Raw genomic sequence first — 14,352 nt, forward strand, 5'->3', positions numbered from 1 at the left:
GGTTACTGCGCGGCAGCGACAACCTCATCCATCACCGTGGTTTGCCAGTCAAACCACGGATTCCAGGTCAGGCGTGCATGAATTTTGTTCGCCTCGACCAGCCCCCAGTCTGAATACCACACCGCTTCTCCCGCCAGACAGCGCTTTGCCGCCTCTTCTGACTGGCCATTCGCACAGAGCAGCACGCTGCCTTTGCGTCCGTACAGCGGATTACGGGGCGAAAAGAGCACCGACATATGGGAAAACTGGCTGATGCGATCCTGCGGCAGATAATCCGTTTTTACCCGTAAGCGAGACATTTTTGCCGCTTCCGCCGGGGGTGTACCGTACCAAATCACACGGCTGGCCGGGTGGGTAAAGCGGCGATCGAACTGATCGAGGATCCAGCGGGTGTTGAGCACCGAATCATGCCCGGTTAACACCAGCAGCGCCGGTTTTGTCCACGGCTTACGCGCAAGCAGCCGCTGCGCGCTGGCGCTGGTGCGCCAGAACTGGGCGAAACCGTTGGTCGGCACACGTAAGTAGCGGGTGGCGATTTGCTGCGGGAAAATAGCGCTCGGCGGACGCAACCAGTCGCGAAACAACGCTACTGTCGGAGCGAGAAAATCGTAACCAGTACTGGATTTGAACGCCGGGGAAAACAGCAGCAGCCCCTGCACGTTTTCATGCGCCATCGCATATTCCAGTGCCAGATTCCCGCCAGTGGAAAAACCGCCAAGCCAGAGGGCATCGACCTCTTTGCCCAGAATATCGGCCTGCTCGCGCACCACTTGCCGCCATTGAGCAACATCGACATCCAGCAGATCAGCAGGTCGCGTACCGTGGCCTGGCAACAGCACGGTGCGCACCAGAAAGCCCTGTTTTGCCAGTTCGGGGGCAATATCTACAAACGATCCTGGCCCGTCACCCAGGCCGTGGATCAGCAAAATGCCTTTATGCGCGGGCTTCGCCGGACGCCACTCCTGTGGTGTGTTGAGCCGCAGTTCGCTCGCTTTATCCAGCGTCTGAAACGCCCGGTGCGCGGCAACAAAATCGCGCGTTTGCTGTTGATACTCAGTGAAACTTTTTTGCGCCAGCGGCGGTTGCACGCCGGGACGCTGCTGACAGCCGATTAGCGCAACCAGCGCCACAACCAGCCAGGAGAGAAATTTGCGCATCAGGCTCCGGCATGAAAAGTGGTGATGATTTCCAGCACGCCATTAATGATAAATTGCACGCCCATACAGACCAGCAGAAAGCCCATCAGCCGTGAAATAGCTTCTATACCGCCCTTGCCCACCAGCCGCATGATCGCCCCGGAGCTGCGCAGGCTTACCCATAATATCAGCGCCACAATGGCAAAAATCAGCGTTGGCGCAACGGTGATGACCCATTCGGGAAACTCAGCGCCGTGGCGAATGGTCGAGGCGGAACTGATGATCATAGCGATGGTGCCTGGCCCGGCGGTGCTCGGCATGGCCAGCGGCACAAAGGCGATATTGGCGCCGGGCTCCTCTTCCAGCTCTTCTGACTTGGTTTTCACTTCTGGCGCCTGATGCGGCTTTTGCGCCGGAAACAGCATGCGAAAACCGATAAACGCCACGATCAATCCCCCGGCGATGCGCAACCCCGGAATGGAGATACCGAAGGTGTTCATCACCACCTGACCGGCGTAGTACGCCACCATCATAATAATGAAGACATAAACCGAGGCCATCCGCGCTTGATGGTTGCGCTGCGCGCTGTTCATATTGCCCGCCAGCCCTAAAAACAGCGCCACGGTGGTCAACGGGTTTGCCAGCGGTAGCAATACCACCAGCCCAAGGCCAATGGCTTTAAAAAGTTCCAGCATCTGACGGTCACTCCTTGCAAGGTCAAAACCCCGCCAGTATAGCCATAACGCGGCGGCAATGGCATGCCCGCGCGCGGCTCGCGTCTTGATTAAATGATTACTTTCAGTGCGTTACGAATGGATTTTTTTCCTGACATGAAACGTTTTAGCAAATAGTGGCATCGTGGATTCATTCGGTTGACTTATATTTGCCTGAGCAATAATATCTGCCGTGACTAATCTACTTGCCGGGGCAACCATTGTGAAAAGCACGAATGATCTATTTAACGACATCATTCCTCTTGGCCGCTTGATCCACATGGTTAACCAGAAAAAAGATCGTTTACTCAACGACTACCTGTCGCCGCTGGATATCACCGCCACCCAGTTTAAGGTGCTCTGCTCTATCCGCTGCGAAGTGTGTATCACCCCGGTAGAACTGAAAAAAGTGCTTTCCGTCGATCTCGGCGCCCTGACCCGCATGCTGGACAGACTGGTGTGCAAAGGCTGGATCGAACGTAACCCGAATCCGAATGACAAGCGCGGCGTGCTGGTGCGGTTAACCGCCGAAGGCGCGGCGCTGTGTGAGCAATGTCATCAATTAGTAGGGCATAACCTGCACCAGGAATTAACTAAAAACTTAACGACAGAAGAAGTGGCAACCCTTGAGTATTTGCTCAAGAAAATTTTGCCGTAAAAAACAAAGAGGTATGACGATGTCCAGACGCAATACTGACGCTATCACTATTCATAGCATTTTGGACTGGATCGAGGACAACCTGGAATCGCCGCTGTCGCTGGAAAAAGTGTCAGAGCGTTCAGGTTACTCCAAGTGGCACCTGCAACGGATGTTTAAAAAAGAGACTGGTCATTCGCTGGGCCAGTACATTCGCAGCCGCAAGCTGACGGAAATTGCGCAAAAGCTCAAGGGAAGTAATGAGCCGATCCTGTATCTGGCAGAGCGTTACGGGTTTGAATCGCAACAAACCTTAACGCGCACGTTTAAGAACTATTTCGACGTGCCGCCGCATAAATTCCGCGTGACGGATATCCCGGCAGAGTCCCGGTATCTGTTCCCGCTGAATCACGCTTGTTAATTTAATCGCCTGCAGTAAAAAGACGTATCGAGGAAAGTATGAAACGTATCGCCTGTGCCGCTGTCACCCTGATGGTGCTGTTATCCGGCCAGAGTTATGCGGAGCAAGTTAATCATCCCGCACAGCAGAACAACCGTGACGCGATGATTTTACCCACTGCCCAGCAAACATCGCCTTTTGATTTTAACCATATGGGCGTGGGTAGCGACAAATCCGACGCATTAGGTGTGCCGTATTACCATCAGCGCAGCTAAACGTCTTGCCCCGCATCACGCGGGGCTTTTTTTTTATGCTTACGCTCGCGCCAGACTGCGCAGACGAAAACCAAACACATTGATATACAGCCCCGCCATCACCAGCACGGCCCCTACCAGTTGTAACGCAGATAGCGTCTCGCCCAGCAATAACGCGGCACTCGCCATACCGACCACCGGCACCAGCAGCGACAGTGGCGCTACACGCCAGGTTTCGTAGCGCCCCAGCAGCGTACCCCAAATGCCATACCCGAGGATCGTGGCGACAAACGCCAGATAGACCAGCGACAACAGCGTGGTGAAATCAATGCTGACCACGCTTTGCAGCATCAGCGCCGGACCGTCGAAAATCAGCGAAGCGACCATAAACGGTACGATGGGGATCAGCGCGCTCCAGACCACCAGCGACATGATCGCCGGGCGCGAGCTGTGCTGCATGATTTTTTTGTTGAAGATATTGCCGCAGGCCCAGCAAAACGCCCCCGCCAGCGTCAACAGGAACCCCAGCAGCGGAACATGCTGACCGTTCAGGCTGGACTCGATCAGCACCAGCACGCCCAGTACCGCAAGCGTGATGCCAACCAGTTGTTTTATCTGTAAACGCTCGCCAAACACGCCGGCGCCGAGAATAATGGTGAAAAACGCCTGCGCCTGTAACACCAGCGACGCCAGCCCTGCGGGCATGCCAAACTTGATAGCGCAAAACAGAAATGCGAACTGCCCGAAGCTGATTGTCAGGCCGTAGCCGAGCAACAACCGCAGCGGCACCTTTGGTCGCGCGACGAACAGAATGGCCGGAAAGGCCACCAGCACAAAGCGTAACCCGGCCAGCATCAACGGCGGCATATTGTGCAGGCCAACTTTGATCACCACAAAATTCAGCCCCCACGCTACAACTACCAGCATCGCCAGCAGGACATCTTTACGCGTCATTCTTCGCCCTTGTGTTTTTTAAACTTTTGTAAAAAATTTACGTTAACGCAAAAAGTTGTACAGCGACAGATCATTAATTCAGGTAGGGCAGTTTGGGCATATCCCGACAAAACTGCGGTTGTACATCACACTTTATGCATGTTAAAGCTGTACCCATCACAAAAAAATATAACAACACCATGTCGGGCAGGAACATGACCATCAAGCAAACACGCTCCACCGCCGCGTTACTGGCATCTTCACTTTTATTGACCATCGGACGCGGCGCCACGCTGCCGTTTATGACCATCTACCTGAATCGCCAGTACGGGATGTCGGTCGATCAGGTCGGTTACGCGATGTCTATTGCGCTGACGATCGGCGTGGTGTTCAGCCTCGGCTTCGGCATGCTGGCAGACAAGTTCGATAAAAAGCGCTATATGCTGCTGGCGATTATCGCCTTTATAGCCGGTTTTGCGGCGATCCCGCTGTCACACCATGCCGGGTTAGTGGTGCTGTTTTTTGCCCTGATTAACTGCGCTTACTCGGTGTTTTCCACCGTGTTGAAGGCCTATTTCGCCGACACACTCGCGCCTGCGGCGAAAGCGAAAATTTTCTCGCTCAACTACACGGTGCTGAATGTCGGCTGGACCGTTGGCCCGCCGCTTGGCACGTTGCTGGTCATGCAGAGCATTAATTTGCCCTTCTGGCTGGCGGCTATCTGTGCGGCCTTTCCGCTGGTGTTTATTCAGCTGTTTGTACGCCGCGTCGCGGTTGGCGAAAGCCCCGATAACTCTGTGGCGTGGGATCCTTCCGTGTTGCTGAAAGATAAAGCGCTCGGCTGGTTTACCTTATCGAACTTTCTCGCCTCGTTTGTCGCCGGTTCTTTTGCTTCCTGCCTGTCACAATATGTGATGACGGTCGCCAGCAGCGAGTTCGCCGAACGCGTGGTGGCCGTAGTGCTGCCGGTCAACGCCGCGATTGTGGTCACCTTGCAGTATGCGGTTGGCCGTAAACTCAGCGCCTCCAACCTGCGTCCGGCGATGGCCATTGGCACTTTCAGTTTTGTTATCGGCCTTATCGGTTTTATGTTATCCGGCGATAACCTGTGGCTCTGGGGGCTTTCCGCCGCGGTGTTTACGCTGGGAGAAGTGATCTATGCCCCCGGTGAATATATGTTGATCGATAACATCGCGCCGCCGGGAATGAAAGCGACCTACTTCTCGGCGCAGGCGCTGGGCTGGCTCGGCGCGGCAATGAACCCATTACTTACCGGGGTTATCCTGACCACGCTGCCTGCGGCCTCACTGTTTGTCATTCTGATGGTGACCATCATTGTGGCCTGGCTGATGATGCTCAAAGGCATGCAGGCACGGCCGCTCTGCGGATTGCAGGCGCAATAATAAAAGCGGCGCACTGAGCGCCGTTTTTTATTTACCATACCTGTTCGGCGATTTTCGTTACCAGCCGTACTTTGTCCCACTGCTGGGCAGGCGTGAGCGTGTTGCCTTCTTCAGTGGAGGCAAAACCGCACTGCGGGCTGAGGCAAATCTGGTTAATATCGACAAACTTCGCCGCTTCCTGAATTCGCGCTTTTACCCCTTCCGGGTTTTCCAGCTCGCCATTTTTGGTGGTGATAAGCCCCAGCACCACCTGCTGTTTGCCCGGACGGACAAAACGCAGCGGTGCGAAGTCGCCGGAACGATCGTTGTCATATTCGAGGAAGAACGCATCAACATTCACGCTGCCGAACAGCACTTCTGCCACCGGCTCGTAACCGCCTTCGGAGATCCACGTGGAGCGGAAATTACCGCGGCACACATGCAGACCAATGGTTAAATCGTCCGGTTTACCTTCCAGCGCTTTGTTAATCACGCGGGCATAAATGCGCGCCAGTTCATCGGGATCGTCGCCACGTTCGCGGATCTGGCGACGCTGGTCATCAGAGCAGAGATATGCCCAAACCGTATCATCCAGTTGCAGATAGCGGCAGCCTGCGGCATAGAACGCCTGGATCGCATCGCGCCAGGTGGTCGCCAGATCGTCAAAGTAAGCGTCAAGCTGCGGATAAACCGTGGCGTCGATATCTTTACGCCCGCCGCGAAAGTGCAGCACGCTTGGGCTGGGAATGGTCATCTTCGGTTGCGCGGTGCCGCTGATGCTTTTCAGGAAGCGAAAATCTTCCAGCATTGGGTGATTGCCAAAGCCTAATTTACCGGTGACACGCACGCCGTGGGCTTTGGTTTGCACACCATTAAACTGAATGCCTTTATCGGCGTCGTAACGTTCCACACCTTCGAGGCCATCGAAGAAGTCAAAATGCCACCAGGCACGGCGAAACTCGCCATCGGTGACGACATGCAGACCGCAGGCACATTGCTGCTCAACCACCTGACGAATCGCATCATCTTCAACACGGCGCAACTGCTGAGCGCTGATTTCACCCTGCGCAAATTGCTGGCGTGCCTGCTTGATCTCGTCCGGGCGCAAGAAACTGCCGACTACGTCTGCACGGAATGGGGCCTGATGTCGCTGCATATTGCTCTCCTCTGCGCCGGAATGATTGACCGGCGTGATAATTCACTATTTGAATCTTTAGACTTCTGGATGTCTAAATGTCCAAAGAAAATGTCATAGCGCAGGAAAAGCAGCAACCGAGAAAATTTCACGGCACATGAAAAAATTTCAACTTAGTGCCGTGAAAGGTGAAGAGATGGCTTACAACGCTCCCGTATCGCTGGCAAAGGTATAGCCTTCATCTTCCCAGCCGGTGATACCACCAATCATGATTTTCACCGCCAGCCCCATGCGCGCCAGTTTCAGCGCCGCGCGATCGGCACCATTGCAGTGCGGTCCGGCGCAATAGACCACGAACAGCGTATCGGCGGGCCATTGCGCCATGCGCTCCGCCGTCATCTCGCTATGTGTCAAATGCAATGCCCTCGGCAGGTGACGGCGGGCAAAAGTCTGCGGGTTGCCCACTACATGCAGTAACACAAAATCCTGCTCGCCGTGGGTAATCGCATGGTGGACATCGGCGCAATCCGTTTCCACGCTCAAACGGCGTAGAAAATGGAGGGCGGTTTCTTCCGGTGATGCTGCGGGAACTTCAGTTACGTAGCTCATCGTTTTTTCTCCTTGTTTGTGTTAACACTAATTTAACCAACACAGGACTAACTCACTGCCCCCTTCTATGCCAGATAACACCAGGATAATGACAACTTCACGACACACCCCTGCCCGCCACCGCGTAGTCGCACTGGCCTATGATGGGCTTTGCACCTTTGAATTTGGCGTCGCGGTGGAGATTTTCGGTCTGCCGCGCCCGGAGCTTGGCGATAACTGGTATACGTTTACCGTTGCCGCCGTGGATGAGGGCGAACTGCGCGCCACAGGCGGTATCCGCGTGATGGCGGCAGGCGGACTGGAACTGCTTGCGCAAGCGGACACCATTGTGGTTCCGGGCTGGCGCGGTGCCCAGGTGCCTGTTCCGCCTGCATTATGCAGCGCGCTGTATCAAGCCTGGCAGCGCGGCTGCCGGGTGATCTCTATCTGTTCCGGGGTGTTTGTGCTGGCGGCGGCCGGGTTGCTTAATGGTCGCAAGGCCACCACCCACTGGCGCTATACCGACATGCTGCGGGAAGCCTACCCGGCGATTATCGTGCTGGATGACGCTCTCTATTACGATGAAGGAAATGTGATGACTTCGGCGGGCAGCGCGGCGGGGATCGATTTATGCCTGCACGTCGTGCGCGAGGACTTTGGTATTGAGGTCGCGAATAATGTCGCCCGGCGGCTGGTGGTCCAGCCGCACCGGGATGGCTCACAAACCCAGCAGCTTCAACGCCCTGTCGCCCGCACGCGCGAGAGCCGCCAGTTAGGACAGTTGTTCGATTTCCTTCATCAACATCTGGCAGGCAGCCACACGGTAGCGTCACTGGCGAAACAAACGGGCATGAGCCCGCGTACGTTTTTGCGCCGTTTCGAAGAATCAACAGGAACCACCCCCGCCCGCTGGATTTTGCAGGAGCGATTACGCCGGGCTGAAGATTTACTCATTCACTCACGGATGAGTATTGAGCTGATTGCCGGGCACAGCGGATTCGCGACTGCGGCATCACTGCGCCACCATTTTCAACAGCAGCGTGGAATATCCCCGGCGGCATACCGCAAAAAATTTAGCGCCGCGGCGAAATAATTCACGCTATTCATCTTTTATTGAGGTTAAGCAGGCTATTCTTTCTCCATCGCGGCCACCAATTAAGGTAAGAGAGGCAAGTTGGTTAATTAAATGGAGAGTTGACACCATGGCAAATATGCATGTTTTTATCGCAGTGCTGGGCATTATTGTTTTTTCCGGGTTCCTTGCTGCTTATTTCAGCCACAAATGGGATGACTGATGATCGCTGATAATCCCCCGCCGATATGGCCCCTTGCGAAAACACGTAAGGGGCCATTTCTTTTTGTACGCTTTGCGCAAACAGACAAAAAAAACCGCCCTTAAAAGGCGGCCAATGCTTGCATGGATAGATTGCTGTTTTTCTACGCGCTAACTTAAACGACGGGTTAGCGGACTGCCAACCAATCTAGCATTGCCTTCCTCAATAAAACCTAAACAAGTGCTGAACGTGCGGCGCTCGCGTCATGGCTGAAACGGGTTTCATCGAAACGTTTTTCTGCGGGGATTGCTCTTTTGCTATTGAAATTACAGAAGATATATCTTCCGGCGTATAAAGTTTGTGATAACGTCGGATCACCATTTCACAGACCGGAGGGGTTATCCCCAATATCAAATTTAAATGCCCGGTTTGCAGCAGCCAGAAGTTTTTATTTACCACATTCTGCCCGGGTCAACGTTTGCCTCATGGGGCCATTTGCTCGGTTTGTGGCGCAAGACTTACAGCCAGATCCTGTATACCTGTTCTACGAAGAAGGCGGTGGCCAAAACAAGTGTTATAGGAAGGGCCTCATTTGAGGCCCTTTTAATTTCCTTTATTCAGGCGTTTTTCGCTTTCCCTAAAGAAAAGCCGCTCACTTTCGCAATATGTACGCGCAATATTGTTCCTTTTACGCTCGTCCAACCGCCATTTCCCGTCATCCACGACGGATCTTTAATATGTAAATAGTTAAGCGGAATATCGTGTCCCTCTTCAACGCGATAATCATTAGCCAGATCATCAAAGAAAAGCGCGATGGAATTTTTCAGCGACGCGTCATCCCCCTGAATAGATCGAATTGATTTCGCGGTATATAACGCATATTCCTGACCGGATACGAGCTCACCCGCCACCACCTGGCCGCCAACAACCAGCGTCACCACCATACCCGCGCCGAGATTGGCACAGGAAACCAGATGGGATAAGGCGCTATCCTGAGTGCTCACTGTGGGAGCGGCAGTTTCTGAAACTTCACGTTCATTTGCCATTTACACCTCCGCGTACCGCATGAAAAAACCGCCCGCGGGCGGTTGTTGATCAATAGAATTTCCGGATGGCTTGTTCAGTTTCCTGCTGGCTGACCAGGTCAGAAAATCGGGCAACGAGGAAGGTTTCTCCGTCAAGCTCCCAGGGTTCAATTGGGATTTCAAGAAAAGAGCTTTGCTCATTTTTAAACGTGACCGATTTTGCATTATCTTCCACGGTCACGTTTTCAACCTTACCACCGGCGCGTATTACCACTACATTTTTGGTCATGTCGGTTACCTCAGTTGCTTAAATAGCACTCGACATTAGCACAGCCACTTTCTCAATGCCTGCGTAATGCCACAGAATGTTAAGCCGTAAAATCAGGTTCTTTAATTTGGCTTAATGAGAGGGATAACGCTATGCCAGGAAGTGTGAACCAGCCCGCAATTTAATAAATGAAGTGGGTAAAAACAGGGATTTGAATCATGGTGATTTAAGAAAAACGCCAGAGGCCTTTAAGAAAAAAAGCCTCTGGCGATACAGATTTCGGTGATGCCGGGTGCCTCCCGGTGAGTCTGCTCCAGCCCGCAGAACTCGCTTTCACCCCAAAAAGGTATGACTGGTAGCCCCTCCGCGCAGGGGGATTCATCACCACGTTCACGTTATTTGCCGGGCATATTCAGGTCAATGCTCTGGCGGGTTATGTAAGTTTTTAAAGCAATTTTCTTGCGCTATTCACTCAATCCCCGGTTTTTCAGCATCGGTTCGATCTCAGGATCGTGACCGCGCCACTGACGGTAAAGTGCGGCAAGATCTTCGCTGTTACCACGGGATAAAATCGCTTCACGGAACTTCTGCCCGTTTTCACGCGTTAACCCGCCCTGCTCCACAAACCACTGGTAACCATCGTCTGCCAGCATTTGTGTCCACAGATAAGCGTAATAACCCGCCGCATAACCGCCGCCGAAAATATGGGCAAAATAACTGCTGCGATACCGCGGCGGAACCGCTGCCACATCGAGATGCTCTTTGCGCAGCGCTTGTGCCTCAAAACTCTCCACATCGCTTACGCTCTCACCATCTGCCAGCGCATGCCAGTTCATATCCAGCAGCGCTGCGCTCAACAGTTCGGTCATGTCGTAACCTTTATTAAACTGCGTGGCGCGTAACATCTTCTCGCGAAGGAGCTCCGGCATCGGCTCGCCGCTTTGGTAGTGGCGGGCATAGCGGGTAAACACCTGCGGCTGGCTGGCCCAGTGCTCATTGATTTGCGACGGGAACTCGACAAAATCACGCGGCGTATTGGTGCCGGAGAGGCTGGCGTAGCGCTGGCTGGCGAACAGCCCGTGCAGGGTGTGGCCAAATTCATGGAACAGCGTGATAACGTCATCCCACGAAAGCAATGCCGTCTGCCCGGCTGCGGGTTTCTGGTAATTACAGACGTTGTAAATCACCGGTCGCGTGCCGTTGAGCGTTGACTGCTCGACAAAATTGCCCATCCATGCGCCACCACTTTTTGAGTCGCGGGCGAAATAATCACCGTAGAACAGCGCTAATCCGGTGCCATCCGCGTCAAAAATTTCCCATACGCGAACATCCGGATGATAGACAGGAATATCAAAACGTTCAGTAAAGCGAAGACCAAACAGCTGGCTTGCGGCCCAAAAAACGCCTTCGGTGAGCACGGTATTGAGCGCAAAGTACGGTTTGATTTGTGATTCATCCAGTGAATATTTCGCCAGACGCACCTGCTCGGCATAGAACGCCCAGTCCCAGGCTTGCGCGGTAAAACCGCCCTGTTGCGTATCGATAACCTGCTGGATATCAGCCAGCTCACGTTCAGCACGGGCACGCGCGGCGGGCGCGATATTTCGCATGAACTCCAGCGCCGCCTGCGGCGTTGCCGCCATCTGATCGGCAATCTTCCAGCTGGCAAAATCGGCAAATCCGAGGAGTTTCGCCTGCTGCGCGCGTAACTGCACAAGGCGCAATACAATAGCGCGGGTGTCGTTGGCATCCCCTTTTTGCGTACGCAACCAGCTCGCGTTAAACAGATTTTCACGCGTCTGGCGATCGCGCAACGCCGCCAGCGCCGGTTGCTGCGTGGTATTCAACAACGACAACAACCAGCGATTTTCCAGCCCTTTGGCTTTTGCTGCCTCGGCAGCGATGGCAATCTCTTCTGCACTCAGGCCATCAAGTTGATGAGCATAATCCACCACCAGCCCACCGGCTTTATCCGCCGCCAGCAGCCGCTGGTTAAACTGGCTCGTCAGGGTGGCTGATTCGGTGTTCAGCGCTTTCAGCGTCGCTTTGTCCTGCGCACTCAGTGTTGCGCCCGCCAGCATAAAGCGCTGATAGGTGGTTTCCACCAGACGTAAAGATTCGGCGTCCAGAGAGAGCGCGTCGCGCTGCTTCCATACCGCTTCCACGCGGGCAAACAGAGCGTCGTCGAGGTAAATATCGTTCGCCAGTTCAGCAAGCTCGGTAGAAAACGCCTCATCGAGCTGTTGTAAAAAATCATTGGTATGGGCCGATGTCATGGCAAAAAAGACGCTGGTGACATAGGTGAGCAGCGCGCCGCTGCGCTCCAGCGCCAGCAGGGTGTTATCGAAATCCGCTGGCGCTGGATTTTGCGTGATAGCGGCGATTTCAGCGCGTTTTTGCCGTACTCCTTCATCAAACGCCGGGCGGTAATGCTCCTGATTAATAACGTCAAAAGGCGGCGCCTGGTAAGGCAGTGTGCTGGCAGAAAAGAAAGGATTAGTGACCGACATATTTCGCTCCTGAATGCGGTGATTCTTCTCAGAGTAGGCATCCGCCGCGCGCATCGCAATCATTTCTCTGCTTTCGCACATGAGCCGGCGTTTTTTGCCTCACTGTATGCAGGATAAGTTGTGTTACCGCTATAAAGCGGTGCATGCTATGTCACTACACCACAAAATGCGTTGAGGAACAGTGAGATGATTATTCTGGTTACCGGGGCAACCGCGGGTTTTGGCGAAGGTATTACACGCCGTTTTATTCAGAACGGCCATAAAGTGATTGCCACAGGTCGTCGTCAGGAACGTTTGCAGGAACTGAAGGACGAACTGGGCGATAACCTCTATACCGCACAACTGGACGTGCGTAACCGCGCGGCGATTGAAGAGTTTATTTCTGCTCTGCCTGCCGCGTGGCGCGATATTGATGTACTGGTTAACAACGCAGGCCTGGCGTTGGGTCTGGAACCGGCACATAAAGCGAATGTCGACGACTGGGAAACCATGATCGACACCAATAATAAAGGTCTGGTGTATATGACACGCGCAGTGCTGCCGGGCATGGTTGAGCGTAATCGCGGCCACATTATCAATATCGGTTCCACCGCCGGTAGCTGGCCCTATGCGGGCGGTAACGTCTATGGCGCGAGCAAAGCCTTTGTGCGGCAATTCAGCCTGAACTTACGTACCGATCTTAGCGGCACCGCCGTGCGTGTGACCAATATCGAACCGGGCCTGGTAGGCGGCACCGAGTTTTCGAATGTGCGCTTTAAAGGCGATGATGCGAAAGCCGGAAAAACTTACGAGAACACCACAGCGCTGACGCCGGAAGACGTTACCGAAGCGGTGTGGTGGGTCGCCACGTTGCCGAAGCATGTCAATATTAATACCCTCGAAATGATGCCAGTCAGCCAGACATATGCTGGTCTTAGCGTCCACCGCGAAGGGTAATTTCCGCGCCCGGCCTGCGGGCCGGGTATGGGATGTACGGTAAATTAATGGTATGGTAGACCGGTTAACCCCTTAAAAAGTAAGAGCGAATGGCCGCTGAAACGCAACTCAACCCTACACAGCCCGTCAATCAACAGATTTACCGCATCTTACGGCGGGACATCGTCCATTGCCTGATCCCTCCGGGCACGCCGTTGTCTGAAAAAGAGGTGTCGGTGCGCTTTGACGTGTCGCGCCAGCCAGTACGCGAAGCCTTTATTAAGCTTGCTGAAAACGGCCTGATCCAAATCCGCCCGCAACGCGGTAGCTACGTCAATAAGATCTCCATGACGCAGGTGCGTAACGGCTGCTTCGTTCGCCAGGCCATTGAATGCGCCGTCGCCCGCCGCGCCGCAACGATGATTGATGACAGCGCCTGTTATCAGCTGGAGCAAAACCTTAATCAGCAGCGCACTGCGATTGAGCGTAAACAACTGAATGACTTTTTTGAGCTGGATGATAATTTCCACCAGAAGCTGGCGCTCATCGCCGACTGCCAGTTAGCGTGGGACACTATCGAAAATATTAAAGCGACCATCGACCGCGTGCGCTATATGAGCCTTGATCATGTTTCGCCGCCGGAGATGCTGTTGCGCCAGCATATGGATATTTTCTCCGCGCTGGAAAAGCGCGATGCTGACGCCGTTGATCGCGCCATGACGCTGCATTTGCAGGAAATCAGCGAGTCAGTAAAAACCATTCGCCAGGAAAACCGCGACTGGTTCAGCGAAGAGTAATCCTTCCCCCTTCTTATCTCCGCAAGGTCACATTTTTTTCCGGCAAAAAAGTGTGACTTTGATCAAAAACAAAAACTCACTGGCTCAGGGGCGTATTTATAAGGCGTCCATTTCGGGGACATCTTCTGCCCCGTTTCGTTTTGCGGATTTCAATAAGGAGAAACCACCATGATGACGTATGATCGTAACCGTAACGCTATCACCACCGGCACGCGCGTGATGATTAATGGCACTGGCCGCACCGGCAAAATCGTCGCGATTCACGCCGAGGGGTTAAACCCCGCGCAGGTGCGCCGTAGCAAAACGGTGGAAGTGGAAGGCTGTGAAGGTAAATTCGAACCGGTTGAACTGATTCGTCTTGGTTTGCACTAATCGGTTGAAAAAA

Annotated in this window: 17 protein-coding genes; 9 read left to right on the plus strand and 8 right to left on the minus strand. The window is 53.8% G+C overall.

All coding sequences use genetic code 11. From position 1 onward, the window contains the following. Positions 1-2: 2 nt before the first annotated feature. Positions 3-1,157, minus strand: coding sequence for an alpha/beta fold hydrolase (locus tag DFO56_RS05760; RefSeq protein ID WP_045508575.1), 1,155 nt, complete (start codon positions 1,155-1,157; stop codon positions 3-5). Further along, entirely contained in the window at positions 1,157-1,831 is a 675-nt protein-coding gene (locus tag DFO56_RS05765; protein ID WP_045508578.1) for a MarC family NAAT transporter, read from the minus strand. Before DFO56_RS05765 ends, DFO56_RS05760 begins: the two co-directional genes overlap by 1 nt. 241 nt (positions 1,832-2,072) lie before the next feature. Here DFO56_RS05765 and marR point away from each other — a divergent pair, with 241 nt between their 5' ends. From marR to marB, 3 genes are read left to right on the plus strand one after another with little or no spacing between them, the layout of a single operon-like run. Beyond that, positions 2,073-2,507, plus strand: coding sequence for a multiple antibiotic resistance transcriptional regulator MarR (gene marR / locus DFO56_RS05770; protein ID WP_016496172.1), 435 nt, complete (start codon positions 2,073-2,075; stop codon positions 2,505-2,507). Positions 2,508-2,526: 19 nt separating this feature from the next. Next, positions 2,527-2,907 (plus strand): MDR efflux pump AcrAB transcriptional activator MarA, encoded by a 381-nt coding sequence (gene marA / locus DFO56_RS05775; RefSeq protein ID WP_016496173.1) that lies wholly within the window; start codon positions 2,527-2,529, stop codon positions 2,905-2,907. Between the two features lie 38 nt (positions 2,908-2,945). Next, the gene (gene marB, locus DFO56_RS05780) at positions 2,946-3,161 is read left to right on the plus strand and encodes a multiple antibiotic resistance protein MarB (protein ID WP_016496174.1); all 216 of its coding nucleotides are present in this window, start codon (positions 2,946-2,948) and stop codon (positions 3,159-3,161) included. A gap of 39 nt (positions 3,162-3,200) precedes the next feature. Here the strand turns inward: marB and eamA are convergent, their stop codons facing one another. Further along, positions 3,201-4,094: an O-acetylserine/cysteine exporter gene (gene eamA / locus DFO56_RS05785; RefSeq protein WP_045508581.1), complete on the minus strand. Its 894-nt coding sequence runs from the start codon at positions 4,092-4,094 to the stop codon at positions 3,201-3,203. A 194-nt stretch (positions 4,095-4,288) separates the two neighbouring features. On the opposite strand from eamA, the gene ydeE reads away from it, so the two are divergent. Then, positions 4,289-5,476, plus strand: coding sequence for an efflux MFS transporter YdeE (ydeE, locus tag DFO56_RS05790; RefSeq protein WP_045508583.1), 1,188 nt, complete (start codon positions 4,289-4,291; stop codon positions 5,474-5,476). A 31-nt stretch (positions 5,477-5,507) separates the two neighbouring features. Here ydeE and DFO56_RS05795 read toward each other — a convergent pair whose 3' ends face one another. Together DFO56_RS05795 and DFO56_RS05800 are read right to left on the minus strand one after the other, a co-directional pair. Continuing rightward, the gene (locus tag DFO56_RS05795; RefSeq protein WP_045508586.1) at positions 5,508-6,611 is read right to left on the minus strand and encodes a cobalamin-independent methionine synthase II family protein; all 1,104 of its coding nucleotides are present in this window, start codon (positions 6,609-6,611) and stop codon (positions 5,508-5,510) included. 180 nt (positions 6,612-6,791) lie between these two features. Then, positions 6,792-7,199, minus strand: a complete 408-nt coding sequence (locus DFO56_RS05800; RefSeq protein ID WP_045508589.1) for a rhodanese-like domain-containing protein — start codon at positions 7,197-7,199, stop codon at positions 6,792-6,794. Positions 7,200-7,266: 67 nt separating this feature from the next. On the opposite strand from DFO56_RS05800, the gene ftrA reads away from it, so the two are divergent. Further along, entirely contained in the window at positions 7,267-8,271 is a 1,005-nt protein-coding gene (ftrA, locus tag DFO56_RS05805; RefSeq protein WP_044489365.1) for a transcriptional regulator FtrA, read from the plus strand. A gap of 109 nt (positions 8,272-8,380) precedes the next feature. Further along, on the plus strand, positions 8,381-8,473 hold the full coding sequence (gene mgtS / locus DFO56_RS05810; protein WP_016496180.1) for a protein MgtS: 93 nt from the start codon (positions 8,381-8,383) through the stop codon (positions 8,471-8,473). A gap of 596 nt (positions 8,474-9,069) precedes the next feature. On the opposite strand, the gene DFO56_RS05815 is transcribed toward mgtS, so the two are convergent. The 3 genes from DFO56_RS05815 to dcp all read right to left on the minus strand — a co-directional run bounded on the left by DFO56_RS05815 (position 9,070) and on the right by dcp (position 12,255). Further along, positions 9,070-9,498, minus strand: coding sequence for a hypothetical protein (locus tag DFO56_RS05815; RefSeq protein ID WP_016496182.1), 429 nt, complete (start codon positions 9,496-9,498; stop codon positions 9,070-9,072). A gap of 49 nt (positions 9,499-9,547) precedes the next feature. Next, positions 9,548-9,766, minus strand: a complete 219-nt coding sequence (locus DFO56_RS05820; protein WP_007374905.1) for a hypothetical protein — start codon at positions 9,764-9,766, stop codon at positions 9,548-9,550. 443 nt (positions 9,767-10,209) lie between these two features. After that, on the minus strand, positions 10,210-12,255 hold the full coding sequence (gene dcp, locus DFO56_RS05825) for a peptidyl-dipeptidase Dcp (protein ID WP_045508593.1): 2,046 nt from the start codon (positions 12,253-12,255) through the stop codon (positions 10,210-10,212). A gap of 186 nt (positions 12,256-12,441) precedes the next feature. Between dcp and ydfG the strand changes: the two genes are divergently transcribed. The 3 genes from ydfG (at position 12,442) to ydfZ (ending at position 14,339) form a co-directional block, all read left to right on the plus strand. Then, the gene (ydfG, locus tag DFO56_RS05830) at positions 12,442-13,191 is read left to right on the plus strand and encodes a bifunctional NADP-dependent 3-hydroxy acid dehydrogenase/3-hydroxypropionate dehydrogenase YdfG (RefSeq protein WP_016496184.1); all 750 of its coding nucleotides are present in this window, start codon (positions 12,442-12,444) and stop codon (positions 13,189-13,191) included. Between the two features lie 89 nt (positions 13,192-13,280). Continuing rightward, positions 13,281-13,967 (plus strand): GntR family transcriptional regulator, encoded by a 687-nt coding sequence (locus DFO56_RS05835; RefSeq protein ID WP_016496185.1) that lies wholly within the window; start codon positions 13,281-13,283, stop codon positions 13,965-13,967. A gap of 168 nt (positions 13,968-14,135) precedes the next feature. After that, positions 14,136-14,339: a putative selenium delivery protein YdfZ gene (gene ydfZ / locus DFO56_RS05840; RefSeq protein WP_016496186.1), complete on the plus strand. Its 204-nt coding sequence runs from the start codon at positions 14,136-14,138 to the stop codon at positions 14,337-14,339. Positions 14,340-14,352 lie beyond the last annotated feature (13 nt).

This window comes from Kosakonia sp. AG348 (assembly GCF_003337365.1).
In the GTDB taxonomy this organism is placed as follows: domain Bacteria; phylum Pseudomonadota; class Gammaproteobacteria; order Enterobacterales; family Enterobacteriaceae; genus Kosakonia.

Bases quoted from the DNA above. Each gene is read 5' to 3' on its own strand.
- DFO56_RS05760 (WP_045508575.1), bottom strand. From the start codon at position 1,157: ATGCGCAAATTTCTCTCCTGGCTGGTTGTGGCGCTGGTTGCGCTAATC.
- DFO56_RS05765 (WP_045508578.1), bottom strand. From the start codon at position 1,831: ATGCTGGAACTTTTTAAAGCCATTGGCCTTGGGCTGGTGGTATTGCTA.
- marA (WP_016496173.1), top strand. From the start codon at position 2,527: ATGTCCAGACGCAATACTGACGCTATCACTATTCATAGCATTTTGGAC.
- marB (WP_016496174.1), top strand. From the start codon at position 2,946: ATGAAACGTATCGCCTGTGCCGCTGTCACCCTGATGGTGCTGTTATCC.
- eamA (WP_045508581.1), bottom strand. From the start codon at position 4,094: ATGACGCGTAAAGATGTCCTGCTGGCGATGCTGGTAGTTGTAGCGTGG.
- ydeE (WP_045508583.1), top strand. From the start codon at position 4,289: ATGACCATCAAGCAAACACGCTCCACCGCCGCGTTACTGGCATCTTCA.
- DFO56_RS05795 (WP_045508586.1), bottom strand. From the start codon at position 6,611: ATGCAGCGACATCAGGCCCCATTCCGTGCAGACGTAGTCGGCAGTTTC.
- DFO56_RS05800 (WP_045508589.1), bottom strand. From the start codon at position 7,199: ATGAGCTACGTAACTGAAGTTCCCGCAGCATCACCGGAAGAAACCGCC.
- ftrA (WP_044489365.1), top strand. From the start codon at position 7,267: ATGCCAGATAACACCAGGATAATGACAACTTCACGACACACCCCTGCC.
- mgtS (WP_016496180.1), top strand. From the start codon at position 8,381: ATGGCAAATATGCATGTTTTTATCGCAGTGCTGGGCATTATTGTTTTT.
- DFO56_RS05815 (WP_016496182.1), bottom strand. From the start codon at position 9,498: ATGGCAAATGAACGTGAAGTTTCAGAAACTGCCGCTCCCACAGTGAGC.
- DFO56_RS05820 (WP_007374905.1), bottom strand. From the start codon at position 9,766: ATGACCAAAAATGTAGTGGTAATACGCGCCGGTGGTAAGGTTGAAAAC.
- dcp (WP_045508593.1), bottom strand. From the start codon at position 12,255: ATGTCGGTCACTAATCCTTTCTTTTCTGCCAGCACACTGCCTTACCAG.
- ydfG (WP_016496184.1), top strand. From the start codon at position 12,442: ATGATTATTCTGGTTACCGGGGCAACCGCGGGTTTTGGCGAAGGTATT.
- DFO56_RS05835 (WP_016496185.1), top strand. From the start codon at position 13,281: ATGGCCGCTGAAACGCAACTCAACCCTACACAGCCCGTCAATCAACAG.
- ydfZ (WP_016496186.1), top strand. From the start codon at position 14,136: ATGATGACGTATGATCGTAACCGTAACGCTATCACCACCGGCACGCGC.